This is a genomic window from Marinomonas gallaica (assembly GCF_049821165.1).
Classification (GTDB): Bacteria; Pseudomonadota; Gammaproteobacteria; order Pseudomonadales; family Marinomonadaceae; genus Marinomonas; species Marinomonas gallaica.
Window position 1 is genome coordinate 225419 of the sequence record NZ_CP187511.1, and the last position, 26780, is coordinate 252198.

At 45.5% G+C, this 26780-nt stretch carries 27 protein-coding genes; 14 read left to right on the forward strand and 13 right to left on the reverse strand.

Going from position 1 to position 26780, the window contains the following annotated elements:
• Window positions 1–123 precede the first annotated feature (123 nt).
• The 4 genes from nhaR (at window position 124) to ACPUEK_RS01080 (ending at window position 4649) form a co-directional block, all read left to right on the forward strand.
• A complete protein-coding gene (gene nhaR / locus ACPUEK_RS01065; RefSeq protein WP_067215656.1) occupies window positions 124–1014 on the forward strand; it encodes a transcriptional activator NhaR in 891 nt (296 codons plus the stop codon).
• Between the two features lie 103 nt (window positions 1015–1117).
• Window positions 1118–1651, forward strand: a complete 534-nt coding sequence (locus tag ACPUEK_RS01070; RefSeq protein ID WP_425641988.1) for an RNA methyltransferase — start codon at window positions 1118–1120, stop codon at window positions 1649–1651.
• Between the two features lie 321 nt (window positions 1652–1972).
• Window positions 1973–3064 carry a cobalamin-independent methionine synthase II family protein gene (locus tag ACPUEK_RS01075; RefSeq protein ID WP_197467752.1) on the forward strand — a complete coding sequence of 364 codons (1092 nt, stop codon included), beginning with the start codon at window positions 1973–1975 and terminating at the stop codon, window positions 3062–3064.
• Window positions 3057–4649 (forward strand): response regulator, encoded by a 1593-nt coding sequence (locus ACPUEK_RS01080; RefSeq protein WP_425641989.1) that lies wholly within the window; start codon window positions 3057–3059, stop codon window positions 4647–4649. The genes ACPUEK_RS01075 and ACPUEK_RS01080 overlap by 8 nt, the downstream gene beginning before the upstream one ends.
• A 256-nt stretch (window positions 4650–4905) precedes the next feature.
• On the opposite strand, the gene ACPUEK_RS01085 is transcribed toward ACPUEK_RS01080, so the two are convergent.
• Entirely contained in the window at window positions 4906–5799 is an 894-nt protein-coding gene (locus ACPUEK_RS01085; protein ID WP_425641990.1) for a LysR family transcriptional regulator, read from the reverse strand.
• A 97-nt stretch (window positions 5800–5896) separates the two neighbouring features.
• Between ACPUEK_RS01085 and ACPUEK_RS01090 the strand changes: the two genes are divergently transcribed.
• Window positions 5897–6913, forward strand: a complete 1017-nt coding sequence (locus ACPUEK_RS01090; protein ID WP_425641991.1) for an NAD-dependent epimerase/dehydratase family protein — start codon at window positions 5897–5899, stop codon at window positions 6911–6913.
• 92 nt (window positions 6914–7005) lie between these two features.
• On the opposite strand, the gene ACPUEK_RS01095 is transcribed toward ACPUEK_RS01090, so the two are convergent.
• The 4 genes from ACPUEK_RS01095 to ACPUEK_RS01110 all read right to left on the reverse strand — a co-directional run bounded on the left by ACPUEK_RS01095 (window position 7006) and on the right by ACPUEK_RS01110 (window position 9760).
• A complete protein-coding gene (locus ACPUEK_RS01095; RefSeq protein ID WP_425641993.1) occupies window positions 7006–8031 on the reverse strand; it encodes an alpha/beta hydrolase family protein in 1026 nt (341 codons plus the stop codon).
• Window positions 8032–8169: 138 nt separating this feature from the next.
• Window positions 8170–8508 carry an AzlD domain-containing protein gene (locus ACPUEK_RS01100; protein ID WP_067215672.1) on the reverse strand — a complete coding sequence of 113 codons (339 nt, stop codon included), beginning with the start codon at window positions 8506–8508 and terminating at the stop codon, window positions 8170–8172.
• On the reverse strand, window positions 8505–9233 hold the full coding sequence (locus tag ACPUEK_RS01105) for an AzlC family ABC transporter permease (protein ID WP_425641994.1): 729 nt from the start codon (window positions 9231–9233) through the stop codon (window positions 8505–8507). Before ACPUEK_RS01105 ends, ACPUEK_RS01100 begins: the two co-directional genes overlap by 4 nt.
• Window positions 9230–9760 carry a helix-turn-helix transcriptional regulator gene (locus ACPUEK_RS01110; protein WP_067215678.1) on the reverse strand — a complete coding sequence of 177 codons (531 nt, stop codon included), beginning with the start codon at window positions 9758–9760 and terminating at the stop codon, window positions 9230–9232. The genes ACPUEK_RS01105 and ACPUEK_RS01110 overlap by 4 nt, the downstream gene beginning before the upstream one ends.
• 272 nt (window positions 9761–10032) lie before the next feature.
• Between ACPUEK_RS01110 and ACPUEK_RS01115 the strand changes: the two genes are divergently transcribed.
• Window positions 10033–11091, forward strand: a complete 1059-nt coding sequence (locus tag ACPUEK_RS01115) for a 2,3-butanediol dehydrogenase (RefSeq protein WP_067215681.1) — start codon at window positions 10033–10035, stop codon at window positions 11089–11091.
• A 179-nt stretch (window positions 11092–11270) separates the two neighbouring features.
• Here ACPUEK_RS01115 and ACPUEK_RS01120 read toward each other — a convergent pair whose 3' ends face one another.
• Window positions 11271–11867: a glutathione S-transferase family protein gene (locus ACPUEK_RS01120; protein ID WP_425641995.1), complete on the reverse strand. Its 597-nt coding sequence runs from the start codon at window positions 11865–11867 to the stop codon at window positions 11271–11273.
• A 126-nt stretch (window positions 11868–11993) separates the two neighbouring features.
• Here ACPUEK_RS01120 and ACPUEK_RS01125 point away from each other — a divergent pair, with 126 nt between their 5' ends.
• Both ACPUEK_RS01125 and ACPUEK_RS01130 read left to right on the forward strand, forming a co-directional pair.
• Window positions 11994–12728 (forward strand): helix-turn-helix transcriptional regulator, encoded by a 735-nt coding sequence (locus ACPUEK_RS01125; RefSeq protein ID WP_425641996.1) that lies wholly within the window; start codon window positions 11994–11996, stop codon window positions 12726–12728.
• A gap of 233 nt (window positions 12729–12961) precedes the next feature.
• Window positions 12962–13975 (forward strand): DUF5924 family protein, encoded by a 1014-nt coding sequence (locus tag ACPUEK_RS01130; protein WP_425641997.1) that lies wholly within the window; start codon window positions 12962–12964, stop codon window positions 13973–13975.
• Window positions 13976–14044: 69 nt separating this feature from the next.
• Here ACPUEK_RS01130 and ACPUEK_RS01135 read toward each other — a convergent pair whose 3' ends face one another.
• Window positions 14045–15094 (reverse strand): mechanosensitive ion channel family protein, encoded by a 1050-nt coding sequence (locus tag ACPUEK_RS01135; RefSeq protein WP_067215694.1) that lies wholly within the window; start codon window positions 15092–15094, stop codon window positions 14045–14047.
• 118 nt (window positions 15095–15212) lie between these two features.
• Here ACPUEK_RS01135 and ACPUEK_RS01140 point away from each other — a divergent pair, with 118 nt between their 5' ends.
• The gene (locus ACPUEK_RS01140; RefSeq protein ID WP_067215697.1) at window positions 15213–16166 is read left to right on the forward strand and encodes a YihY/virulence factor BrkB family protein; all 954 of its coding nucleotides are present in this window, start codon (window positions 15213–15215) and stop codon (window positions 16164–16166) included.
• A 63-nt stretch (window positions 16167–16229) separates the two neighbouring features.
• Here the strand turns inward: ACPUEK_RS01140 and ACPUEK_RS01145 are convergent, their stop codons facing one another.
• The 3 genes from ACPUEK_RS01145 to ACPUEK_RS01155 all read right to left on the reverse strand — a co-directional run bounded on the left by ACPUEK_RS01145 (window position 16230) and on the right by ACPUEK_RS01155 (window position 18741).
• Window positions 16230–16988 (reverse strand): substrate-binding periplasmic protein, encoded by a 759-nt coding sequence (locus ACPUEK_RS01145; protein ID WP_425641998.1) that lies wholly within the window; start codon window positions 16986–16988, stop codon window positions 16230–16232.
• Between the two features lie 37 nt (window positions 16989–17025).
• The gene (locus ACPUEK_RS01150) at window positions 17026–18309 is read right to left on the reverse strand and encodes a diguanylate cyclase (RefSeq protein ID WP_425641999.1); all 1284 of its coding nucleotides are present in this window, start codon (window positions 18307–18309) and stop codon (window positions 17026–17028) included.
• Between the two features lie 123 nt (window positions 18310–18432).
• On the reverse strand, window positions 18433–18741 hold the full coding sequence (locus tag ACPUEK_RS01155) for a 4a-hydroxytetrahydrobiopterin dehydratase (RefSeq protein WP_067215701.1): 309 nt from the start codon (window positions 18739–18741) through the stop codon (window positions 18433–18435).
• 186 nt (window positions 18742–18927) lie between these two features.
• On the opposite strand from ACPUEK_RS01155, the gene ACPUEK_RS01160 reads away from it, so the two are divergent.
• Window positions 18928–19776 carry an AraC family transcriptional regulator gene (locus tag ACPUEK_RS01160; protein WP_425642001.1) on the forward strand — a complete coding sequence of 283 codons (849 nt, stop codon included), beginning with the start codon at window positions 18928–18930 and terminating at the stop codon, window positions 19774–19776.
• On the opposite strand, the gene ACPUEK_RS01165 is transcribed toward ACPUEK_RS01160, so the two are convergent.
• Window positions 19773–20363, reverse strand: a complete 591-nt coding sequence (locus tag ACPUEK_RS01165; RefSeq protein WP_425642002.1) for a LysE family translocator — start codon at window positions 20361–20363, stop codon at window positions 19773–19775. The two genes, ACPUEK_RS01160 and ACPUEK_RS01165, sit on opposite strands and share 4 nt — an antisense overlap.
• 186 nt (window positions 20364–20549) lie before the next feature.
• Here ACPUEK_RS01165 and ACPUEK_RS01170 point away from each other — a divergent pair, with 186 nt between their 5' ends.
• The 3 genes from ACPUEK_RS01170 to ACPUEK_RS01180 are packed head-to-tail and all read left to right on the forward strand — an operon-like array spanning window position 20550 to window position 22271.
• On the forward strand, window positions 20550–21242 hold the full coding sequence (locus ACPUEK_RS01170) for a CsgG/HfaB family protein (protein WP_067094480.1): 693 nt from the start codon (window positions 20550–20552) through the stop codon (window positions 21240–21242).
• Window position 21243: 1 nt separating this feature from the next.
• Complete coding sequence (locus ACPUEK_RS01175) at window positions 21244–21624, forward strand: DUF4810 domain-containing protein (protein ID WP_425642003.1); 381 nt, start codon at window positions 21244–21246, stop codon at window positions 21622–21624.
• Window positions 21624–22271 carry a DUF799 domain-containing protein gene (locus tag ACPUEK_RS01180; RefSeq protein ID WP_425642004.1) on the forward strand — a complete coding sequence of 216 codons (648 nt, stop codon included), beginning with the start codon at window positions 21624–21626 and terminating at the stop codon, window positions 22269–22271. Before ACPUEK_RS01175 ends, ACPUEK_RS01180 begins: the two co-directional genes overlap by 1 nt.
• Before the next feature lie 178 nt (window positions 22272–22449).
• Here the strand turns inward: ACPUEK_RS01180 and ACPUEK_RS01185 are convergent, their stop codons facing one another.
• Complete coding sequence (locus ACPUEK_RS01185) at window positions 22450–23319, reverse strand: AraC family transcriptional regulator (protein WP_425642005.1); 870 nt, start codon at window positions 23317–23319, stop codon at window positions 22450–22452.
• Between the two features lie 136 nt (window positions 23320–23455).
• Here ACPUEK_RS01185 and ACPUEK_RS01190 point away from each other — a divergent pair, with 136 nt between their 5' ends.
• Entirely contained in the window at window positions 23456–24610 is a 1155-nt protein-coding gene (locus tag ACPUEK_RS01190; protein ID WP_425642006.1) for a PLP-dependent aminotransferase family protein, read from the forward strand.
• 84 nt (window positions 24611–24694) lie between these two features.
• On the opposite strand, the gene ACPUEK_RS01195 is transcribed toward ACPUEK_RS01190, so the two are convergent.
• Complete coding sequence (locus ACPUEK_RS01195) at window positions 24695–26524, reverse strand: NAD(P)/FAD-dependent oxidoreductase (protein WP_425642007.1); 1830 nt, start codon at window positions 26522–26524, stop codon at window positions 24695–24697.
• Window positions 26525–26780 lie beyond the last annotated feature (256 nt).

The window sequence follows — 26780 nt, forward strand, 5'->3', positions numbered from 1 at the left end:
GTTCTCCTTTACCCATGTTTGGATAAGTTATGTTGGAAACTTCACGTTACTAACAAAAACCCATAAGATATAATCGAATTATCTAAAAATATAATCAGTTTTTTTCGATGTGTCGGAGGCTGTATGCTTAATTTCAAACATTTGCATTATTTCTGGGTCACAGCAAAACAAGGCAGTATCAGCAAAGCCAGCGAACACCTACACATCACACCACAAACCATCAGCGGACAAATCAGCTTACTCGAAGAACAGCTAGGAAAGCCTTTATTTGCAAAGGTTGGGCGCAATCTAGAACTGACGGATAATGGCCGCATGGTACTCAGCTATGCGGACGAAATTTTTTCTCTTGGCAGTGAGCTAGAGCAATCTGTTCGCGCCGCCTCGACCGATCGAACACAATTACTGCGAGTGGGTATCGCTGACTCGGTGCCAAAATCCATCGCCTATCGACTGCTTGAGCCAGCCATGTCATTGGATGACCCAGTTCGATTTGTATGCAAAGAAAACAGCCTAGAAAGCCTACTCGGCGAGTTAGCCTTACATAAACTCGATTTAATTATTGCGGATGGTCAAATTCCACCACATTTGGGTGTGCGTGGCTTTAACCACTTTTTAGGCGAGTGTGGGACGTCATTTATGGCTGCAGCTTCAGTGGCCGACCATTATAGAACACCGTTTCCACACTGCTTAGTCGGCGCACCGTTTTTGATTCCAAGCGATCAATCCATCATTCAAGCACAGCTATTGCAGTGGTTTGAGAAACACAGTATTCACCCAAGAATTACAGGAGAGTTTGACGACCGCGCGCTGATGAAAGCCTTTGGTCAAGCAGGTGCTGGCGTATTTATTGTGCCATCAGCCATTGCTCAAGAAGTCTCCGAGCAGTTTAAAGTGGATATTATTGGCAGCACTGAAGAGATCCGCGAGCAGTTTTTTGCCATCGCTACAGAGCGTCGGCTTTCCAACCCAGCGTTGATCGCCATTAATAACGCGGCGCAAGAATGGCTACGTTAAACGGCATTGATGACAACAGGGCGTAACAAGAGAATGCGCCGCAACACAATTAGAAGTGCTATGATGCGCGCCTATTTTAACTTTCAGACGTAGAACAACAGCCATGAGAACCGAATTTGTCACCATCGGATTAACCAATCCAAAGAGTACCGAAAATGTCGGTTCTGTCATGCGGGCAGCAGGCTGCTATCAGGTTGATAAAGTGCTGTACTCAGGGACGCGTTTCAACCGCGCGCTGAAAATGTCCACCGACACGAAAAAGATGTATAATGCCATCCCGCTACTGCACCTTGATAGTTTGGCAGCGCTCAATTTTTGCGATGCCGTTGACGACGACACTCAAATCGTCTGCGTTGACTTAATTCCTGGCGCTACGCCATTACCCGCGTTTTCTCACCCCGATAAAGCGCTCTACATCTTCGGCCCAGAAGATGGAACCATCGCCCAAAGTGTAGTGGATGCTGCCGATCACGTTGTGTTTGTGCCAACCATCGGCTGCATGAACTTAGCGGCATCCGTAAATGTTGTTTTATACGACCGTTTGGCGAAATCTTCTAAAGCGCTTGCGGGGGATGACCTAATACGGAAATCGAAAGACGCGAACAATAACGTAGTGGTCCGTAAAACTGTCCCTTAGCAGAATCCCCCCATAATTCCGCTTAATCACAACACAAAAAATCGTTCGCGGCGCCCTTAAAACGACATTCTTTCTAAGGTTCAACACTTCTCGTATGACTCAGAACTACGGTGAATAAGTCATGTTTAGTTTAAAATGATACAGCTATTCTATTGGGCTACTTGTCCACAAAGATCAACGACTCACCTACCTCTTAATGAAAGTGCGTTTCAGCCAGAAGACTTATTCTTTCTCCATAATAAAAGAATGGTCTACACTGCTATTTGTAAAGAAAGTTTGAATGTTGCTTGGATATTAAGGTCTTTGTAAGGAGAGTAAAACATGATGTTGTTACCTACTGAAGCCATCGGAAGCCTCCCTCGATCACCAGAATTAATGAAGGCGCAGCGGCAGTTTGATGAAGGTAAGATCGACTCAGCGGAAATGGAAGCATTTTATGAGGAAGCGATTGAGCAGACTATACGCGCCTTTGAATTGACTGGCTCGCCAATTTTAAGTGATGGAGAACAGCGAAAGACTCACAACTTTGTCACCTACTCTGTAGAAGGGGCTAAAAATCTCGCCCCCGATGGTCTCGAAATTCCCTTTAAAGATGGGCATGTGCGGCGATTACCTCGGCTTACAGCTGGCCCATTCCGTTTTATGCTTAACGCGTACAAAACGTTTAACGTTGCTAAGAGCTTCACCGAGCTTCCAGTCAAACAGTCTATCATTTCTATCTCTGCCCTAAGCTTATTGTACCCAGCAGAAAGCTTGCCGGATTACAGTCGAGAAGACTTTTTAAATGACTTAGTCGATGAACAGGAAAGAGAAATTCGTGGTTGTTTTGAGGCTGGCGCTTATAAAGTTCAAATTGATTTTACCGAAGGGCGTTTGGCCGTGAAACTGGACCCAAGCGGTGGTTTATTAAACGCTTTTATAGAGCTCAATAATCGAGTGCTAGTGCGCTTTAGTGAAGAGGAACGGGCACTAATAGGCATTCATACTTGCCCTGGTGCGGACCACGATTCGACCCACAGCGCGGATGTGGATTACGCTGAGCTGCTGCCAAGTCTATTTGAACTGAAAGCGGGCAACTTTTACATTGCCATGGCGGGGGAAGACAATCCAGAACGGGCCTTAAAGATCGTGGCACGTTATTTAAAACCGAATCAACGAGCATTTATCGGTGTGATCGATGTCATTGACCCTGCCATTGAAACACCTGAAGAAGTCTGCCAACGGGTGTTACTCGCAGCTCGCTATATACCTTTAGGACAACTGGGGACTACGGACGACTGTGGCTTTTCACCTTTTTGCGATGATGTCTCAACCACGCGCGAAACGGCGTTTGCTAAGATTCGTGCACGCGTGTTGGGAACCGCTATGGCGGCGGAAAAATTAACAAATGAGCAAGGAATGCTGCATGAATGAGTTGCGACCCTTCAGTCGTAGTTTTGCCGTGTTTGATGATCAGCAGTGTTTGCTCGACTGGACGTCGGGCTTCGCCGAGGAATTTTCTGATGCCGCGTCTCTTCTGAAAAAAGGCATCAGCGCCAAAGAAATTTACGATGCCTGTTTACTGCCAGAGAGAGCGCTAGACTTGTCATGGGCAGGCCGTGGCGAAAACAAAAAACCTTTAGAGTATATCAATAATCGGCAAACTGTTTTGGTGGAGCAAGAAGTCAGTGCTTCTGGCAACATTGTTCGTATGGCGCAAAGTACGAGCATCGCGTCTCAAGTGCATCCTTCCATGCATAATAGTAATGATGAGTTGCTTCGTTCTGCCGCCCTTCAAGTCTCTATTTCTGTACTTAAACAACGTGAAGAGGAAAACTCACGGTTAAGCGCGCAGGCTCAAGCGGCTGCACGAACCTCTAAAGTAAAATCTGAATTCTTAGCGAACATGAGCCATGAGATACGTACACCAATGAATGGTATATTGGGCATGGCAACACAATTATCGGATACACCTCTGACCGACTCGCAAAAAGAAATGCTCGATATTATCACCTCATCTGGGCAAAGCTTGCTGGTGATTATTAATGATATCCTGACCTTAAGTAAGATTGATGCGGATAAAATTGAGCTAGAACATCGCCCAGTAGTGTTGAGTAAGTTACTGAAAGAACTTGAATTGTTATTTAGAGGACTGGCTGTTTCTAAAGGCGTTGAATTATCGTCCAAGAGTCAGTTTGAGATGGAAGACATTATCTTCACAGGTGATGAGACAAGAATTAAGCAAGTACTCATGAATTTGCTCGGCAACGCGATCAAGTTCACCGATCAAGGCGAAGTCACCTTGGCTGCAGAAATCGTAAAGGGGCAGAAAGAAAGCGTTAGTATTACGTTCAGCGTCATCGATACAGGGATGGGCATTCAACAAGAATATATCGAAAAGCTATTTGATGCATTTTCACAAGCAGACACCTCTATTACGAGAAAATTTGGCGGAACGGGATTGGGGCTGACCATTGCCAGCAAATTACTCACCTTAATGGGGTCTGAACTCAAAGTAGAAAGTGAAATTGCAAAAGGATCGACGTTCTTTTTTGTTATTGAGACGAATGAATGCGCAGCCGAAAAGCCAACCATCCCCATACAGGCTAATGACCATGCGTCAGAACAGGTTGATTATTCGCAATTATCAGTACTAATCGCCGAGGATAATAAAACCAATCAAATTGTGCTTAACGGATTTCTTAAGCGATTGGGCGTTAACGCCATCACCATCGCTCAAGATGGTGAAGAAGCCATTAATTTATGTAAAGACGGGCACTTTGACCTTATCTTTATGGATATGCAAATGCCCATTAAAGATGGGCTGCAAGCCACCACTGAGATCAAACAGATGGAGGCCTTTCATGATGTGCCCATCATCGCACTCACGGCAAACGTATTCGAAGAAGACAAAAAGCGCTGTTTCAACGTAGGCATGTGCGATTTTGTTAGTAAGCCCATCAATTTAACGCTACTAGAGAGCGCCCTAGATAGATGGTCTAAGGTACCACATCAATAGAGTAATTCAGACGAACACAGAGCACGTTTTGAGAAGCGTCTATTGCACTCGCTGCGATTCATTCCAATCTTTGTTAGGCCACCGCGATAACATCGAAGTCTTATTAATAGGCCATACATCTATAACCATCAAACAATCGAAATCAGATGTAAATCAATTTGCCTGACTCGATTCCTTTTCTCACTCACTAATACTATTCAGCTGCTTGTTCGCATCTCGCGCTTTGGTTTAATCATTCCTTATCTCAACATCAGTACTAACGGCAATAGTCGGCGGCTAATGCAACACCTAAGAAATCAAACACCGTTTTACACACTCGATTGCGCTTTAGATCTTCGTGCATGGTAAGCCACATATCAAGAGAGAGAGTGAGCTGGCCAGTCAATACGGGGATGATTTCAGGGTCGTCAGCAACCAGGCCTCTTTGACAAACACCAATGCCGACGCCCGCTCGCAGCATGGCCAGCTGAGCTAGGCTGCTGTCTGAACGATATTGAAACAGAGTACGGTCCAATGCCATTGGAAAAGCCGCTGTATGATTGCGAATATAGTCGGACATTGTGTCGAAACCTATGAGTGTGTGTTGACTCAGGTCTGCGACAGTCCGCGGTGCTGAATGTTGATTAAGGTATGTTTGATGGGCATAAAAGCCTAGTTCAAGTTGACCGATTAACCGCACCACGAATGCGTGTTGGGTGGGTCGAAACATGCGCAAAGCAATATCTGCTTCTCGGTATAGCAGGTCATGAGGGGCATCTGAAACGACCAATTCAACCACTAACTCTGGATAAGTGTGCCGGAGTTTTGCAAGCACAGGCGGGAGAATTTCCACACCAACCACCTCACTGGCACTGATTCGAACGGAGCCACTTACGCTCTCTCCAACCCGCTGCGCCGAGCGTTGAATCGATGCGGCAGTGGCGGCCATCTGCTGCGCATGGGGCAATAGTTCATGGGCAACATCTGTTGGTACAAACCCTGTTTGAGTACGAATAAACAAGCTCACATTCAGCGCTTTTTCGAGCTCTGTGATATGCCGTCCTATGGTCGGCTGGGTAGAGCCTGTGACTCGGGCGGCGCCAGATAAGGATCCCTGCTCCATAACGGCTAAAAAGGAGTGGTATAACGTCCAGTTAATGGCTTTATCCATAAATTTTTGTATATCCGATAGGCTATTTTAGACAATTTTATATATCTAAAAGAGTAGCTAATGTTGTCCTATTCGACCACTACAAAAAGGCAACAAGATGACTGCTACACAACATCTACAATCGACATCACGCCCAATAGGTACTCATGATTTGGAAGCTAGTAGAGCCTTGGTACTAGGCGCAACGGGCAGTTTTGGCTCAGCCATTACTCAGCGGCTGTTACAGCAAGGCTGGCAAGTCACTGCACTCAAGCGAGATCTAACAGGTTTACCCTCAGACGCCAAAATTGATTGGCAACAAGGAGATGCGCTAAACCAAGAGGATGTTGTCAACGCCTGTCAGGGGTGTCAGATCATTGTGCATGCTGTCAATCCTGCGGGGTATCGTAACTGGGAGACGCTTGTTATACCGATGCTGGAGAATACATTACAAGCAGCACGACATCATCAAGCATGCGTTTTCGTGCCGGGCAATATATATAACTTTGATGCGCATGCAGGTACCCACATTGGAGAAGACACCCCCCAACAACCCTCCAGTAAAAAGGGACAAATACGAGTATTAATGGAGCAAAAGTTACAAGCGTTTGCACAGCAAGGAGGACGCTGTGTTGTAGTTCGCTGCGGTGACTTTTTTGGCCCAAGCAGTAACAGTGGCTGGTTTGAAAAAGGGATTGCGCCTAAAGGGGCCACTAGTAAGCGTCTCTTTAATCTTGCTGAACCAAGGATAGGCCATCAATGGGCCTATATTCCAGATGTGGCGGAAGTCATGATGCAACTGATCTTGCGTCGCCATGAGCTTCCCGATTTTGCTCGTTTTCACATGGCTGGTCATTGGGATCATGATGGTAAGCAAATGATCAATACCGCAGCGCAGGTCATTGCTCAACAACGAGGCAGTAGGCCATGTATTAAAACCTTTCCTTGGTGGATGATTTGCGCAGCCTCTGTGTTAAATCCGACCTACAAGGAGCTGCTTGAAATGCGCTATCTTTGGCAACACCCACTGCACCTAAGCAATGAAAAACTAATCGCCTTACTTGGCACTGAGCCACATACTCCATTAAAAGAAGCCATTACTGCAACTTTAATAAATCGTGCTGATAAAGACTGATCTTAACGGCCTACCCTTTTCAACACTTATGTGGAGACACGTTAGATATATCCACGGACATTTTAAAACGGTCAGTGCGAATGCAAACACTTTCAAGGAGTCTCTGGAAGCACGCTCTTTATCCGAGCCACTTTGTTTATCCATGCCCCAATCGTATCCAAAGCATTAGGAGCATAAGCATGATGCCCCATTAGTATAAACAACCCTTGGCTCCAGAGAGACCATTCTGACGGAAGTTGGTAATCAAACCATGTTGCGTTGAGTAAGCCATGAGTGGCTTGTGGTAAAATAATCGCGCTTTGCTTTTTATTCGGTTGTAGCATTTGTTGGTAGATCGCATGATTATAGGCTGAGTCAACATTCTGATCGTTTGCTCCCCAGAGGGCCAACACCGGCCCCTGCATTGTGCCAAGGTAGGGGGTTGCATCACTGTTATAATTGCGCGCGACAAACGCAAAACGCTTCGGATCCATATCGGGCCGTAGACTCGGGTTCAGGGTATCAGAGGAGGCAAAGGTCGCGTCGTTTTGTGTCAAATTGTCCGCCACTTGATAGACCACTTGCTCGGAACTCAGCCCTCCTTGCGCTTCCAGCTGACGCTTGGTGAAGTAAGCCCCTTGATGACGCCAATTGACCGCACCACCGACGATTACCGTAAACGCAGGCGTCATTTCATTGGTGACAATGGGTAAGACCCAGCCCGCCTGAGAAAATCCTATAAAGCCAATCGGACTGCCTTTTAGCGCCGGCAGGGAATGTATCTTATTATAAGCTGCGATCACCTCATCGCTTCGATCTTGCATGGATTGCTGTAACCAATCCCCAGTGCTTTCGCCGACACCAGGCTTGTCCCAACTAAACACACCAATCCCCTGTTTTAATAAACGGTTCACCATGGGTAAATAGCTGGCATCGGAAAAGCGTGTTTGCGCGCCATCCCCATGCACAATGATGGCAATCGGTGGCGTGCGAGTATGCTTGGGTAATATCAAGGAACCGGCCAGTACATTCTGATGAGACGTAAACGATAGATTCAGGACAGCGTCATCACTCACATCAAAGTCGTTTAGCCCGGAAAACAGGGCTACAGAAAGGCCAAGGATTACGCAGAAAATCATAAAAAAAATCCATCTCTTTGCCCTACGCATGTTCATCCTTAGCAGTTCGTTTTATAGGCCAGTTTACTATAATTCATCGCTCCAGTAGATCAAGCAAAGTCGGTAGCATGCTCTCCAGTGACACTCGACCGCATTAAGTTATCCCAAAGTCACGATCAGCGCACCAAAGACTAAAACACCAGCCACAATGGGATAACCCATTGAGCGGGTGCGTCGCCACACTAAATACGTTGCACCGCAGCCAATCACGGTAGCAAGCCAAGACAGTGGAGACGGTTCAACTGGCACTAAGGACGCGCCAAACATGGCGGCAATCATGGTCGGGCCAAGTATCGTCAGCCAAATAGGAGTACTAGCAATTTTGCCTTGTGCGGATTGTTTGTTGAGCTTTCGTGACATCCATAGATAAGGTAAAGCGCGGATCAAGTAGGTACCCAACGCGATGCTAATAAGAATGACCCAAGTTTGACCACTCATGATCGCTCCCCTTTATCGGTAGGACGGACTTGAATGGCGTAATAGGCCAACGCACCGCAAATCGCCGCAGCGGGAATGGCGATATTGGGAAAGCCAAACAGCTTCAACAACATGGCCGTACAGGTCGCCATGACCATGGTGATCGTCCAACGACGATCCGTGCATCGGGGCAGCACCATCACTAAAAATAAAGCTGGCAGCGCGAAAGGTAACACTTCGCTTATTAACGGCCAGCGCTCAATCAGCTCATCTCCTGCAATAGCACCTAAGGCAGTGCCTAAGATCCAACTTAGCCATGCAATCACGCCCGCACTCACGTACCAACGCAGGCGATCGCTTGGCGTCATATGCGGCATACGCGTCAGAGTCAAAGCAAAGATTTGATCGGTTAATAAGTGCATCAACGGCAGCCAGCGCACGTCCTTTTGCAAATACGGCGCAATATTAGGCCCGTAGACCAAATGGCGTGAGTTGATCAGGAGAGTCATGACAATGACGAGCCAGACTGGTGCACCGGATACCACCATCGCCACAAATAGAAATTGCGACGCTCCTGCATAAATAAACGCTGACACCAAAATGGTTTCCAATACGCCAAAGCCAGCCTGCACCGAAAATAAGCCAAACGAAACCGCCACGGGAATATAGCCGCCAAGCAGAGGTAGGGCGTCTTTCGCCCCTTGCTTCCAAGGACTGCTTAAAAGTGAGTGCGCTGCGGTGTTCATGATGCGTCCTTTTGGTTTGGATACGTAATCACAAGCATCAGTGTGGCGGCCTTCTCTTGCGTTTGGTAACAATGGGGCTGGTCTGCATTGAGCGTGTAGGTGTCGCCTGCCGTGAGTTGCTGCAAAGCATCGTTTGGACCAACGAAGAGCTCACCACTGATCAACGTCAGTTGTTCTGTCGTGCCATTAGTATGCGCTTCCGACATTTTCATTGTGTGAGCCGCGCAAGACATCCAATACACATCGACTCTTGGATCATCCGAGCCTTGATCGACCAATTTCACTTGAATGCCATTTTCCCCAAGGAATTCGTGACTGCCCGCAATCAAGTCACCAAACGGTACATTTAACTGCACCGCCAAACGCCAAATGGTTTCAATGGTTGGGTTGCCTTCGCCTTGCTCTATTCGACTTAAATTGGACTTGGCGATACCTGCATTGCTCGCCAGCTGAGACAGGGACAACCCCTGCGCTAAGCGCACGGTTTTTAGATTCTGACCAAGACTGTTGAGGTTGGGATTTTCCATTACATGACTCAAAAGTTGTTCGATATATTGAACGTTCTATATATAGAACAAAGTTTTGTCAACTTTCTTGTCTGTTTTTTTGAGCAGCTTTTTCTCTAGAACATAGGAAAGTAGCTTCGACGTACTGTAAAGATTGGGTCTATAAGACTATCAGCCAATAAAACTCTTGAGCCATAAGCTGTTATAACCAGTTAGGGTTGCATGGAGATCCATCTCTTTGACCTCCCTTAATCTAGGCACTAATTTTCAAACTTAAACACAGGGAAAGTTCAATGAAAGCTGCTCGTTTTTACGATAAAGGGGATATTCGTATCGAAGATATCCCAGAGCCTACTGTCGAACCTGGTACAGTCGGTATTGATGTTGCTTGGTGTGGTATCTGTGGTACCGATCTACATGAATTTATGGAAGGGCCAATTTTCATCCCGCCTTGTGGTCATCCACATCCTATTTCTGGAGAGTCTGCACCTATCACCATGGGGCATGAATTTTCAGGGGTGGTTTACGCTGTGGGTGAAGGTGTTGAAGATATTCAGGTCGGTCAACAGGTTGTAGTAGAGCCTTATATTATTGCTGATGATGTGCCAACCGGACCGGGAGAAAATTATCACTTATCGAAGAATATGAACTTTATTGGCCTTGGCGGTTGCGGTGGCGGTTTATCCGAGAAAATCGCAGTGAAACGCCGTTGGGTTCATCCTATTGCTAACTCAATCCCTTTGGATCAAGCCGCTTTGATTGAACCTCTGGCCGTTGGCTATCATGCGTTTGTTCGCAGTGACGCGAAAGCGGGTGATATTGCACTGGTTGGCGGTGGCGGTCCTATTGGTTTGCTGTTATCCGCCGTGTTAAAGGCAAAAGGCATTACTGTCATCCTGACCGAACTAAGTGCTAAGCGTAAAGAAAAAGCGCTCGATACTGGCGTAGCGGACTATATTTTGGACCCGACCGAAGTTAACGTCACAGATGAAGTCATGAAAATCACAGAAAACCGTGGTGTCGATGTGGCTTTTGAATGTACCAGTAACAACAAAGTATTAGATACCTTAGTAGAGAGTACAAAAGCTACAGGGGCCATTGTGATTGTCTCTATCTGGAGTCACCCTGCGACCGTAAACGTTCACAGTGTCGTTATGAAAGAACTGGATATTCGCGGCACCATTGCTTACGTAAATAACCACGCAGAGACCATTAAATTAGTGGAACAAGGCAAGGTTAATTTAGAGCCTTTTATTACTCAGAGAATAGAGTTAGACGATCTAATCTCCCAAGGCTTCGATACATTAATTCACAATAATGAATCCGCTGTGAAAATCATTGTTCGTCCCTAACAGTATTAAATGGTATCGGCCATAAACCGATACCATTTTCTTTGCGCGAACAGATGTGGCTTCTGGATGAGAAGTCTTATAGCTAACTTTGAACTTTTTTAAATACCTGCGCCTAAAAGTGGACAACTCTCAGGAAGAGCCATCCATTTTATACTGAGGAGTTTTAGAGCGGGTGAAATTTACGCATTGTCAAAAGCGCTATGGGTTGCTCGGTAAGCGGGACGTTGACGAATGCGCGCCACATAAGCCGCGACTTTAGGAGATGGTTCCAGCCATTTAAAGGTAATGGAAAAGTCCAGTAAACCACCGAAGACAACGTCAGCGGCCGTAAACTGTTCGCCAAGCGCCCAATCTGTCTCTGGCGTCATGTCTTCTATTGTCGCCAATACGCGCGGCATGTCACCCCATCCAGCCGATACAGGGTCAGGGTGTTCCAATCCGCAAGCGGCAAGTGCGAACGCCGGTTCAATGGTATTACAGGCAAAAAACAGGTAACGATAATACGCGGCGCGCTCCACCGAGCCGACATCAGGCGCAAGATTCTTTTCTGGAAACTTGTCCGCTAGATACGCGCAAATCGCTGATACTTCTGTAACCACCGCATCACCGTCTACCAATGCTGGTAGCTTCCCCATCGGATTAATCTTACGAAATTCAGCTGTGTTATTTTCATTCGACACAAAGTCGATGGTAATTTGTTCATGCGGAGCATCCAGCTCGTTAAGCATCCAGTCTGTGGTAATCGCTCGGCTCATTGGGTTGAAATAGTGCTTCATGTTTTAAAACTCCTTGTCGTCATGACGACATTGAATAATGCGTTGAATGGCTGCCATGTCCTAAGAAATGTTGCCTCTGATTTGGAGTATATGGCTATTTATGCCATTTAATGGCACATTAGATACATGATCAACACCAGCTTTGAACAACGGACCGAGCGACGCAATCGACTGATTGGTTTGCTGCGCTCTGAAACCTACTGGAAGACCTCCGACTTGCGTGAGCAACTGGGCATAAGTCAGCGCACCTTGATGCGTGAACTGGCCGAGCTGAAACGCGCGGGGTACCCTATTGAATCAGAAAGAGGCCGTGGTGGAGGCATTCGTTTAAATGGCCGATGGGGCGTGGATCGCCTGCAATTGAGCCATCATGAAGTGGTTGAGTTAATCTTGTCTTTAGCGATTATGGAGTCCCTACAATCCCCGCTACTGACCAGTAATCTGAAAGCCATTAAACAAAAGCTGTTTCAAGCATTCCCGCAGGAACAGCGAAGTGCCGTCAGTAATATCCGTAAACGCATCATGATCGGCAGTAATGCTGGAGAAAACATCGTTTCTCGCTATATCGCACCAGAACACGCCCTTTCAGAATGTATTGCTGAAGCGTTTTTAGAGCAAAGCTGTTTAGAAATTGATTACCAGTCTGACTCAGGAGACCACACAACACGGGTCATTGAAGCGCAGTACATTTTGCTCAATTGGCCAATCTGGTACATCACGGCTTGGGATCATCTTAGAGAGTCCCCGCGGATGTTCCGAATAGACCGAATAAAAAGCGCTCGCATTGTGAGCGGCTATTTCCAACTCAAACCCATCGAAGTGTTCATCGGAATTTACACGCCCTATTACAAGAGTATTTAATACTGATCGAATTGACTGTCATCATGATCATTACTTTGTTTTTTCACTCTAAAAGTAGAGTAAAACTGGTATGCATCGAAAATCGCCTTTAACATGAGCTACCCATCACCTTCATGCTTAAATGAGGGCGTTATACTATTGATAACAAAGAATTTAACGACAACGATATTAACCTATGCCATGCCGATAATGTCCGTTCATTAATCATACAGGCTGACTCGGACTTTCATTGAATGATCTATGTTAAGAACTTAATCACAAAATTTATTGTACTGATGCAGCAGTGGCCTGGTCTATTGGCCGTTATAGCATTCAGTAGTGGTGTTGCAAGTTATGTCTTAGTCGAACGTAACGAATCATTTTCACAGATGATTGCTGTTCTCTTACTAGTTAGTTGGGTATGGCTAATCATTGATAACTGGTTACGCGATAAAGTGAAAAAACGTTTTGGTGTCACCGTTTCACCTAATGTGATGCGCTTCGCATTACAAATGGTGCAGCAGGAAAGTTTATTTTTTGCTTTACCTTTTTTTCTTGCAGTGACGTCTTGGAACCACCCTCAAGCCATCTTTACCTCGTTAATTATTCTCTGCGCGCTGATATCAGTGGTTGATCCGATTTACTACAAAAAATTGGCAAGCCAACAAGTGCTTTTCACTGTATTTCATAACTTCGCTCTATTTTCTGTACTTTCTGTCACATTGCCAATTCTATTGAACCTGACCACAAGCCAGAGTGTAAAAATAGCCTTAATTACAGCAGTCATCTTCACCTTGCCAAGTTTAGGGAATTTAATGCTCAACGCTAGGTGGTGGCGTTTTCCAATCTTAATTTTGTTGCTCTGTGTGTTAAGTGTTGGACTGTGGCAGTTACGTAGCTGGGTACCGCCCGCAGCGTTACGCTTAACTGGCATTACCATCTCTCATGATGTGAATATAAAAAAACTAAAACCTTCCGATAGCATTAAGACGATTAGCTCAGATGCTTTGCATGATAAAGGGCTTTATAGTTGGACAGCGGTTAAAGCGCCCAGAGGCTTAAACGAAGAAATATTTCATGTCTGGATTCATAATAAAGAAATAGTGGATCGGATCCCTTTGAAAATTACCGGTGGCCGAGAGGAAGGCTACCGAGCATGGACTCACAAAGTAAATTTCCCTGAAGATGCCGTGGGCCAATGGCAGGTCCAAGTTGAGACTGATTCAGGTCAGCTCATAGGTTTAACGAAATTTAACGTCACTTTATAGCAAATCAACTTTAGTGCTATAGAAAGATTCTTAGAACCTAAAAATCTGTCTTTTAGGTTCTAAGAATAGCTAAATAATATTTTTACCCTGCTCGGGGTCGCGAGACTGTTCCGCTTGTTCACGTATCTCATCAGTATCACTACTCACATCATTCAGCGTATCTGAGTGTTCTTGCGTATCTGTCTCATGCTTAGGAACTTTTGATGGCTGAAACTCTGTATCCGTCCGCTCATCGTTTGGCATGTTAAGCAAAATACGCTCGCGCGCGTCGTCCGGCATACTGATATCTTGCTTGGTAAACTCATTAACTAACGCTCTCATGAGCTGCGAACTAACTTTTTGCGTGCTGTGCTGTTCGCTGTTGACCCAGAAATACAAACTGAAATTGATTGTGGATGCGCCCAAGCTGTCTATGAGTACTTGCGCAGGGGGGTCGCTTAATACTGCCGTTTGCTGATTAGCAATAGCCAAGGCTAGCGTTTGTGCGCTGCGTATATCATTATCATACCCAATGCCGATTGCTACTTTACCTCGCATCCTCGGATTAGCGGTTAAGTTTTTAATGGTATTTTTATACACTGTCGCATTGGGTATTTGAATATGATTACCGTCATAATCAACCAGTGTGGTCGCTCGTGCCGTAACCTTTTTAATCACACCTAACCGGCCATCCACTTCTATTACATCGTCTATTTTGAACGGCCGCTGAATGCTTAATAGCAGACTTGCGATAAAGTTCTCTGCGATATCTCTAAAAGCAAAGCCAAGGATTAGACCAATCAAACCAGTGCCACTCATGATGGCAACGGCAAATTCAGTAAGCCCTGCTAAACGTAAAAACAAATAGGCACCCAACAGAATAACAAGAGCACTGATTGCTCGCCTCGCCACAAGCACGACAAGTTTACTGTCGGTCATCAAATCGATGGGCTTAATCAGTAAGCGTGACATCGGCCCTGCTATGACATAGCAGATCATAAACAGGACTAAACCTAGCAGCAACGTGGGCAATAATTGCACGCTTGCGTGAACTAATTGAGTGAACTGATCGTGAAAAAAAGACCACGAGAAAGCATCGCTGCCAAAGCTTTGAGGAACGGTAGATGTGTTAGTGGGCATCGCTTATCATCCATGGTTAATCTTTATGCACTGTAACAGCAAATTTATGACCGTACACTAATTTGAGTTGGCTATTATTTGTCGTTACTCAAAAACTAACAACACCGGGAAGTTATGTATGAGTAAAACTAAAAAAGGACTGTATGCTGAGCAACCAGGGCATATTCCTATTAAGGGGTGGTGGGATATTGCGAAACGTATTTTTAATCAAATGGACCGAGATAATTTATCTCTGATTGCTGCAGGCGTAGCATTCTACGCCCTGCTGGCTATTTTTCCAGCGATTGCGGCACTGGTGTCTATCTATACTTACTTTGCTTCACCAACCGACATTAGTGAACATTTAGGGCAATTTGTCATGTTGCTACCTGAGAGCTCGCGCGAACTGATTTTATCGCAAGTATCAGATTTCGCACAAAGCTCACAAGCCAGCTTAAGTTTAAGCGCTATTGGTACCTTGCTATTGACCATTTGGAGTAGCTCTAAAGGCAGTCAGGCCTTAATCACCGCCTGTAACATTAGTTATCAAGAATACGAAAAACGTTCTTTATTTAACGCTCTGTTGGTGCGCTTTCTGTTTTCAGTAGGTGCTATTTCGGTGGCCATTTTTGCTTTGATCATTATTGGTATTTTACCGATCGTATTGAATTTAGTGGGTATGAAAGACAGCATTGATTTAATGATCAAGCTTATCTCATGGCCTATTTTGGCGTTTACATTTAACTTCGCTTTAGTCCTTCTATACCGTTACGCGCCCCATCGAAAAATTGCTAAATGGCGATGGGTCACGCTGGGCTCATTTGTAGCGACTGTGTTATGGATTGTTGCGTCAATTGGCTTTTCATTTTATGTTTCGAACTTTGCCAGCTATAACAAAACGTATGGTTCACTCGGTGGTGTTGTGATTATGCTGATGTGGCTGTACATCAGTGCCTATATTTTAATACTCGGTGCGGTAATTAATGCTGCTACGGAACAACAAACATCCAAAGACAGTACGGTCGGTCCAGCTCAAGAAATAGGACAACGCGGTGCTTATGTTGCCGATCACACAGCGGTCAAAGATGATTAAAATACCCAGTAAGCGGGAGACAAAACCATCACGTGACCAGAAGAGGAGCATTACTTTTTAATCCTACTCAACCGGTATTCGATACTTATTAAAAAGCGCTTGTTCCTTTTCACCCTTCATGGCTAAGCGCCCTTGGTTCCAAATGTCGATCAATTTTTGCCTTTCGCCCGTGGGTATTTGCGTGGAATAGATCGGCATTTCAACAAGTTTTTTCTCTAAGCCGGGACGGACGATTTGCAGTGAGTTCTGTAAGTCTAGTTGATTTAAAACATACTGAAGCACCAGCTCGTTATCAGCGTATAAGTCGACTCGATTGTTTTTGATCATCTGGAATACTCGACCAATAACATCATCATTGCCAGCAATCACTTCTACCAGCTGAGCATTTTTTGGGTTGTCGATATAATTCTGATAGTTTTCACTCATGGAGCTATAGTCCCAACCGGGGCCAGTCGCAACACGCCTATTTTTTAACGATGAGATGCCGTCATATCGCCAAGTATCGCCCTGCCTAACGACAAAAGCACTATCGTAGGCAAAAGTAGGTTCATCTGCATAGACAAAGCCTTTATCAGCGTGTTTGGAATACAAGAACTCTGGCAACATGTCACACAGCCCTTCTGCCACCATATCAAGACCTCTCGCAAGAGGCACTTCATAGTATTCAAGTGTGTAGCCTCTTTCGGAATAGATGTGTTCAAGCATCTCGATAATGATGCCGCGCTCTGGTGCACTTTCTGTGGGAAAGATTGTCATGGGAGGCCATTGGTCGTAACACACTTTGAGTGTCACGGCTTGACTAGGACTCGATACACTCATCATCAGAACGCACAAAAGAGTCGGCAAAATTCTGCATTGGCTATCTTTCAACACGATCTCTCCCTTTATCTTTCGCTCCGTAGAGCTTCAAATCGGCACGTTTAAACAGATCATCGATGAGTTGATCATCAGGCTCCGATGATTCAACACCAAGGCTTACCGTATAAGTGACTGTCTTACCTTCTATTTCCAATGTTGTCTTACTGACCGCTTGGCGTATTTCGTCAGCGAGCTGGAAAGCGGCGTCCAATTTCGTATCAGGCAAAAATATGGCGAACTCTTCGCCACCTACTCTGCCCAGCAGATCGGATTCTTTTAAAAAGCTCTGCAATATTTGAGTGAACTGAATCAGTACTTTGTCGCCGATAAAATGACCGTAGGTATCGTTGATACGCTTAAAGAAATCCAAATCCAGCAGGATAAAAGAGGCTGTCGATGTTTTTTGCTGAGAAAGAACCAGCCGTTGCTGCGCAGCTTCGAAGAAGCTCCCGCGATTTAATACATCCGTCAGTGAGTCTCTTGTTGCCAGATACTTAAGTTTTTCATTGAGGATCTGTAAATCTTCCGTGCGTTTTGCAACCGCCACTTCCAACCAATCTCGCTTAGCTTGCTCATCTTCTAACAAGTTTTGCCGATCTATCGACATAGCACTAAGCATACGATTCATATGCCCTTGAAGTTGGTTTAGCTCATTACCTTCGTTATTTTCAAGATGGATGCGTTTACTGAGATTTTGACTTAATTGCACCTCATCAACTTGTGACATCAACTCTTTTAGAGGCGCAGCTAAAAAACGATCAAACGCCCAAATAAACAGCCAAAATAAGATCGTCATTTTGATAATCGCGGTCGTCGCAATTAAAGCAAAGCCAAACCATACCCGCTCAAATACTACATCAGAGGATGAGTAGAGCTTTAATGAACCCAGCCCTATGCTTTCGCCATTGAGAGTCCAGCTTAGCTGGGTTGTCGAATCAAAAACAGACACTGGTATGGCGTCAGGATCGTAAAACCTTTTCGATAGAATGCTTTGTTCATTTTGGTCGACGATATCGACACCTTCGATGATAGGCATTTGAATAAGCCCAGAGGCGAGTTCATCTAACTGCTTCTGGTCGTATTGCCACAAACTCGTCGATATCGGGCCACGTACGGTTGCTTCCAATTGCTCTAATTCACTGACAATAGCATCCTGCGTTTTCAGGTACTCACTCAAAAATTGGACGCTTGTGATTAGCAAAGTAACCACTAGATAGATGGAGAAAATCACGCGCATCATTTTTTGGGAGAGGTTGTTCGGGCGACGCAGAAAGCTTATCAACATCAAAAGCACCCCTTTCCAATATACTTGGATTTAAGTTTACCCTAGATAAACACCTATAGTGATTGAGAAAGAGTAACAAAATGTTCCAGACAGAAGCCCTCTCACTGACATGTTCAGCTCTATTCAGGCTCGACTGGCAAACACATCCATCTGCTTAGCAAGATCAAAGTCTTTATCTGATAGCCCAGAAACATCATGTGTAATCAGTTGAACTGCGACTTTGTTGTAGACGTTCGACCACTCGGGATGATGATTTTTCTTTTCAGCGTACATGGCACACATGGTCATAAAACCAAATGCGTGTTGGAAGTTTTTAAATTTGAAGGTTTTTGTGAGTTTACCCTCTTCAATAATCCAGTTCTGAATAGCGTCTGCATTGAGTTGTATAAGGGCTGAATCAATCTCATGTTGCTCTAATGTTTGCGATGCCATATTGGCTCCTTATGATTTGAATGTGGTGGCTCTTAGCGCGTTTCCCAATTTATCAAGGAATTGATAGCGGATGAAAGCGAATCCAGCTTATAACCCGCCTCACCTAAGTAATGTGAGCTCTCAGACAATACGACTGTGCCTCATGTTTATCGAAACTTGTTATACTAAAACCTCTCTTAGTTTGGCATGCAGACGCAAACAATGACCAATGACTCTCAACCTATCTTCTGGCGTGACCCTCAGTTTCCGCATATAGACTTACGCTATATCGCCGATGGGCATCAGGTACGTTACATTCCGCATTCTCATGAGCAGTGGTCAATCGGAGTTATTTTGAAAGGACAAAGCTCTTTTCTCTGTGGCGACCGACTTCATCAGGTTGCTGAAGGGGACTTGGTTATTATGAATGCCCAAGAGGTACATTGCTGCAACCCAGCCCCAGAATCCGCTTGGTCGTATTACATGATGCACATTGACTGCCATTGGCTGGCTCAAAGACTGTTTGAGGCGGGGATTCAAGACGAAGCGATTTGGGAGCCTACACTGCAAGATGTTATTAAAGACTCAGCGTTATCTGAAATAATGCGTAACGTCTGCGATCTGCTCCTGTCCGATACCTCGACTAACGAAAAATCCGTCGCGTTGAACCGTTGGCTAACACAGCTGTTTGAACATATTAAACAGTTACCAAGGGAGTTTAATGAACGGAACGCGCCACCAACACTGGCTAAGGTGGCGTTCTATTTGATTGAGCATGGTGACCTTGATGACCCGATTGATAAGGTTGCTGCACGCTTTGGCTTCAGCAACAGTTACTTAACTCGACAATTTAAACGTTATTATCAAACAACACCTCATGCTTTTAGAATCAATCGCCGCATTCAACTTAGCCAAATTGCACTCAAAAATGGCGTGCCTATTGCAGAAGTCGCCAATCAGTTTGGGTTCAGCGATCAAGCTCACTTCCAGCGCGCTTTCAAAGAGCGGGTCGCCGCAACACCGAAGCAATATCGAACGCCCCCCTGTCACCACTAATAGAAAATCGCAAAACAGCTCAGCACTAATCCCAGAGCAAGCATTCGATTCAACACCCGAATACGTCGCGGCGAGCTCAACCAATCGCTTATCCAAGCACCTAACAGCACCCAAGCCATAAGTGATAACCAGCAAATGACTAAATAAATACCTGCAAAGACCCAAACGGCACTGGCTTCGGCCTGATGCGTGTACGCCGCGATACCCGCAATTGATGCCAACCAAGCTTTCGGGTTTAGCCATTGCATAACTGCGCCTAACCATGGTGTCGGTGCAGACGTTCTCCCCTGGTCAGATAATTCGCCCGAGTCCCGTATTAACTGCAAACTGACGTATAACAGAAAGGCAACACCAGCCCATTTTATATACTCCATCAATTGCGGAATCAGACCCACAATCTGCTGTAGCCCAAATCCGATTAAAAGAAACAGCGCAATGAACCCAAGCGTCGCGCCGGTCACAAAATAACATCCTACTCGCACACCAAAACGCGCCCCACTGATCACCCCAACCAAGTTGACTGGACCTGGGGAAAGCGAGGCGGCTAAAGCAAATAAACTCATTGAAATTAACGTCGAAACAGCCATGACAGTCTCCTCTTCTTTGACTGTTCATAGCATGCGGTCATCGCCGAAGTGAGTATTGAAGAATACTGACCAACGTTTATGTTTCAACCGCTTCATCATTTGGCGCTGGTCACTGTAGAGGAAGGAATATACAATCTTGCAAACTTTTAGTTGCCCTATCTATTGCATTTTTACAAGGAGTATAAAATGGCCATTCTTTTTTCATGCCCATTAAAAAAATCGGTTATTAGTGTGTCTGTTGTTCTGCTGTTAGCAACAACCGGCTGCTCTGTTACTCAATCAAACCACTCAGTCACTTCTGAAACAGTCAGCAGCTACAAAACTGACTACAATGGCGTTAAAACAACACTGGTCGTTGGCAACTTTCAAAATCGCTCTTCCTATATGCAAGGTTTGTTTTCGACCAATACGGATCAGCTTGGCAACCAAGCAAAAACAATCCTAAAAACGCATTTGCAACAAACCAATCGCTTCAGGGTCGTAGATCGAGAGAATTTAAACATTTTAAAACGTGAAGCAGAGTTAAACGGTGTCACCCAGTCGTTAACTGGTGCGCGTTATACGTTAACGGGCGATGTGACGGAGTTCGGCCGTAAAGTAACAGGTGATAAACAACTCTTCGGTATTTTAGGCTCAGGAAAAACCCAAACCGCTTATGCAAAAGTAAGTTTGAATATTGTAGATGTGATGACAGGAGAAGTTGTTTACGCGACTCAAGCAGCGGGAGAATACGAATTAAGTAATCGAGAAGTTGCTGGCTTTGGGTCTACGGCTGGTTATGATGCAACATTAAACGGAAAAGTTTTAAACTTCGCCATCACCGAAGCGGTTAACAATGTCGTTCGTGATTTAGAAAATGGTACATGGACCGTACAATAATATGAAGCCAACCTCTGTCATTAACAGCAGTAAGGCTCGTTTCTCTTTACTGGGTATTATTTTATTCGCCTTGGTAGGTTGTTCTGCACCACGCAGCACATTCTACTGGGGCGAGTACGAGAGTATGCTTTACGGCATGTATTTAGAACCAGGCAGTGCAGATTCGGCGACCCAGATCGCTATCCTGCAAGAAGATATTCAAAAAAGTAAGTCTATGGGGATGCGCATTGCTCCGGGAATTCATGCTCACTTAGGATATATGTACGCTCTAAAAGGCAACATGTCACAGGCAAAAGCAGAATTGACTCTGGAAAAGAACCTATTTCCAGAGTCAGCCACGCTGATTGACGGCATGCTTACTCGTCTTGAGGGGAAAAAATAATGACGTCATTTAAAGCGCTAACGCTATTATCAAGCGTGTTGATTACTTTATTTCTAACAGGCTGTTCTACACCTCCCTCATATAACTACGAGGCTCTGCTGGCATCAGAGCCTCGATCTATTTTGATTATTCCGCCAAAAAATAATTCAGTGGAGGTCAACGCCCCGTATATTTATTTGTCTACCATCAGTAGACCTTTTGGAGAAAAGGGATACTACGTTTTTCCGGTCGCTGTGATCGATGCTTTTCTAAAAGAAAACGGTTTACCAACGCCAGAAGAAATGAACTTTGTACCGTTAGATAAACTGTATGAGCATATTGGCGCTGACGCCGTGTTATACACAGAAATCAATGACTGGGGGCAGAAGTACAAGATACTGTCCTCTGAAACCGTCGTCGATGTATCCATGACATTACTAGACGGTAAAACCGGCGCACTTTTATGGAACGCAAGGGCTTCGGCTGTAAGAAGCTCGGATTCAGGCGGAGGCGGACTCCTTGGCAACTTAATAAATGCCGTCGCAACACAAATCATTAACTCGTACAGCGATCAGACCCCTACAGTGGCCCGAGCAGCTAATAATCTAGCCATCAATCAGCCTAGCCGAGGCCTCCTGAACGGCCCCTATGCTTTACCAAAAGAATAGCTGAGCACATATTTATTAGGCGCCGGATGGACACGCATCCATCCGGTCTTGTTCGCTTTCCAACCGCAAAGATACTACGTATTGCTATTTAGAATTTGGCTTAAGATTACGCCCCCTATGAGTCAACTTTTTGCTCATATACCGACGATTAACAACAATCACTCTAGCTATAAATTACCTAAAAAAAGCTGATAGGCAGGTAAAAGTCCAATTCAAAGATCTCATCGTCTTCCAAAAAATGATTTTTATAGTAGTACACGTAAGCTGGTGTAGAGCGCAGTTTGAAGCCTGATTTGGGCAGCCAGTGCTCTACTATTTTACTGATTTGAGGCAGCAGTTCGCCATACTTTCCTGATAGGCGAAAGATAGCGTGTAAGCCAGCCGGTATCGTCAGCTGGCACACTATTGAGCGTCTTTCTAGAGGCCGATCAATGGCCAAACAGGCAACGTAACGACACTTGTCCAATGCCACCCAAGCTGGGTTAGAGTGATGCAAGCCGAGCTGATCTGAAAATACCCTCCCTTCGGTGTCGGCCCACGCTTTGAGAATGAGCCACGCACGGCGTATCGAGCGATCATAGCCGGTGTGCCGAACATACGCGACGAGTCGTTCAGATACATCTTTGATCTTAGGCTCGGGCAATGGATGCTGTGCAACTATACGATAGCCAGCAGCGATCTCTGGGTCGCTTAGGTAAGGTTTATCGCTGATTTGGTTGTCGTAATGCCGCCAGGCACTGGGGGACATATGAAAAGTGGCTTTAAACGCTTTATTGAACGACGATACCGATTGAAAACCACAACGATTTGCAATGTCTAAAATGCTCGATTTCGAGGCAAACATCAGCTGGTTCGCAGCGTACTCCATCCTTGTTCGGCGAATATAACTGTGCACCGACTCACCAACGACGCGTTTGAAGACACGATGAAAATGCTGCTCTGAATACGCCGCTATATCGGCCAATGTTTTTGCACTGAGCGCTTGGCTAATATCTTGGTGTATGTAAAACAGCACATCGTTAATACGTGATTGTTGTAGATCGTTCATAGGCGGAACATCATAAATGGACAATTACAAGATCATATATCGACAAATCAGTTCGCACAAATGGACAATTAAATTTTCACCAACCGCAGTAGCATGATGGCACTCCTTCTCTTTTAACTCATTCCACGAGGCCATTATGGAATTAACACAGTCTTTTCAGTGTCTACAGCCGTCTTATATCCGAGAAATCTTAGCCGTGGCAGGTGACCCCAATACCATTTCATTAGCGGGTGGATTACCTGCCGAACAGTCTTTTCCAATGCCCATTTTTCAATCTATAATGTCGCAACTCGCAAACGATTCGAGTCTGTTTCAATATGGCCCGACACAAGGGTATGCCCCGTTACTCGACTACTGCGACCAACACTTTTCTCTAAGTCCTACGGATCAGTCCTTAGTGACCACTGGCTCTCAACAAGGTTTGGATTTAATTGCTAGGGCGTACCTTAATCCTAGCGATGGCATTGTGATGGAAGCGCCCAGCTATCTCGGCGCAGTGCAAGTATTTGAACTGGCTCAAGCACGTATCATTCCGGTTGATCAGACGTCTGACGGACCAGACCTAACGCAGCTAGAGCAGTGTTTTGCACAACACTCGCCGAAACTTTTTTATGCGGTACCCGACTTTCATAATCCCACCGGCGTGTGTTGGTCACTTGCCGTACGTAAACAAGTGGCTCAGTTGTGTCGCCGTTATGATGTTGTACTGATAGAAGATGCCCCCTACCGTGAACTGCGCTTTGCAGGCGAGATGCTACCCATGGTCTCTGAACTGTGCCCTGAACAAGCCATCGTACTGCGATCGTTTTCGAAATACGCCTCACCGGGCATAAGGTTGGGTGTTATTACAGGTGAAAGCCACTATATCCATCCGTTAATTACGCTTAAACAGGCGTCAGATTTGCACTCTAGTCTCCCGATGCAAGCACTACTATTAGGCTTATTAACCCATGACCATTTTCCACAACATTTACAAGCGATCAGAGCACTGTATGAATCCCGTTACAAGATACTTGCAAGCGCCATAGCAGAGCATTTACCGGACTCGTGTTCTGCTTTGCCGATAGAAGGCGGCATGTTTCTATGGCTCATCCTGCCAACCTGTGATGTGAACGCCTTAGCAAAAACGCTGTTAAAAAATGGTGTCGCAGTGGTGCCGAGCTCTGTCTTTTATCCAGCGCATATGGAAGACTCTTACTCAGCACTTCGTTTGAACTTCACCAATGCTGAGCCAGAAGCGTTAGTTAAAGCGGTCTCCCGAATGGCCGCTGTTTTAACTGATGAGATGTAAACTTACAGAACTAAATAAGTCTGCCATTTCACACACTTAAAGACTGTTTAGGCCATTTATATCATGGCCTAAACATTTCCTTTCCTAACTCAGGTGATAAACTGGCTCCATACCGTAAACAGGGGTTTTAATACCTTCCATACGGGCTTTTAATTGCAGTGATAAGTATTGAGAGTAGTGCCTGGATTGATGCAGGTTGCCGCCGTGGAACCAAAGTGCGTCTTGATGAGTTGGCTTCCACATATTACGCAGTTCTCCTTCCCAAGGGCCAGGGTCTTTCGTGGTGTTCGATCCCATGCCCCAGCACTTGCCCACTTTATCGGCTACCTCTTGCGAGATGATTTTAGCCGCCCAGCCATTCATTGAGCCAAACCCTGTGGCATAGACAATCAAGTCGGCTTCGAGCTCTGTGCCATCCGTTAATACAACGGATTTGGGTTTGATGTATTCAATAGACACACCGGATTTAAGCTTGATATCACCGTTAGCAACCAAATCGGATGCGCCCACGTCAATGTAATAGCCCGAGCCGCGGCGTAGGTATTTCATAAATAGACCAGAGCCATCTTCACCAAAGTCGAGTAAGAAACCTGCATCAGTTAAGCGTTGGTAAAAGTCTTTATCCCTTTCCGCTACCGCTTGGTAAGCCGGAATATGGAATTGCGGCATGATCTGAAATGGAATGGAAGCAAAGGTCAAATCGGCTTTATACGTCGTCATGCCATTTTCCACCGCTTCCTCTGAATATAAGCCTCCTAAGACAAGCTCCATTAATGAGTCAGACTTAATGATATGCGTCGAAGAGCGTTGGATCATGGTGACATCGGCGTCGTTTTCCCAAAGTGCGCAACAGATATCATGGGCGGAATTATTGCCCCCCAGCACCACACATTTTTTACCTTTATAGGCTTCACCACCTGGGTGTTTGCTGGAGTGGTGTTGCTCTCCTTCAAAGGTTTCCATGCCAGGTATTTCGGGAATATTGGGGATACCAGACATCCCCGTCGCCAAAACAAGCTGTTTAGGGCGTAACGTCAGTGTCTCGCCATTTTTTTCGACACTAACTAACCATTCTTGCTTTTCTTCGTCGTATTGAGCGCTCGTACAACGGGTAGAGCCCCAGTAATTGATTTCCATAACCTTGGTATACATCTCTAACCAGTCACCAATTTTGTCCTTGGGTGTAAACACTGGCCAGTTTTCCGGAAATGGCAGATACGGCATGTGGTCGTACCAAATGGGATCATGCAACGAGAGCGATTTATAGCGGTTACGCCAGGTATCCCCGGGCTTTGGTAGCGCATCAATAACGATGGTAGGCACGTCCAATTGACGTAAACGAGCCGCTAATCCAATACCGCCCTGCCCTCCGCCAATGATCAGGCAGTAAGGTTGCTCGTCATAACCTAATGTACGCTCTTCCTGTTGACGCTTTTCCAGCCATGTTTGGCGATTCTTGTTGGCACCGTGCTCCGCACCTTTGGGACGAAGCTTGTTACGCTTCTCAGGGTAGTCTTTCAGCTCAGTCATCGTCGTTAAGAACGTCCACGCCAGCCCATCGCGCAAGCGAAGATACGCACGACCTCTAGCAACCGCGGTATCAAACGTAATCCAAGCATCAATAACACCGTCAGTGTCTGTAGCATCCTCTTCTAACTGCCAGTTTGTTGGTTGAACATGACTCACCGTTTCACTCACCATATCGCGAATCGCGTCACGCCCTTCCAGCGTTTTGATGTTCCATGTAAAAGCGACTAAGTCGCGCCAGTATCCGTCTTTTTCAAACAACGACGCGACATCATCGGAGGCATTTGAATGAAAAGCATTGGATAGTTTTTCCAGCCAATTCAGGACGGCACTGTTAGGTTGATGGGCTGCGCTCAGCATTGATTGCTTAGATGCGGATTGGGTCATAAGTATCTCCATTGCAGATTGTTGTTTTTGTTACTGCGTTTGTCTCGATAAGACAGCCAACAAGAAATCAGTTAAATCGTCATTCGGATTATGTCGGTGCGTAAGACTCAGCAGCTTACGTGCCAACAGTCTTCCTGAATGGAAGACACACTTTTAAGTTATTGCTTTTTATAGGTTTATCATGGCATTCATATTTTTCATTAGGTGTCCCTCATAACCTTTCGAGCTTCCTGAGAGTTGCACCTGTCACTCTTTT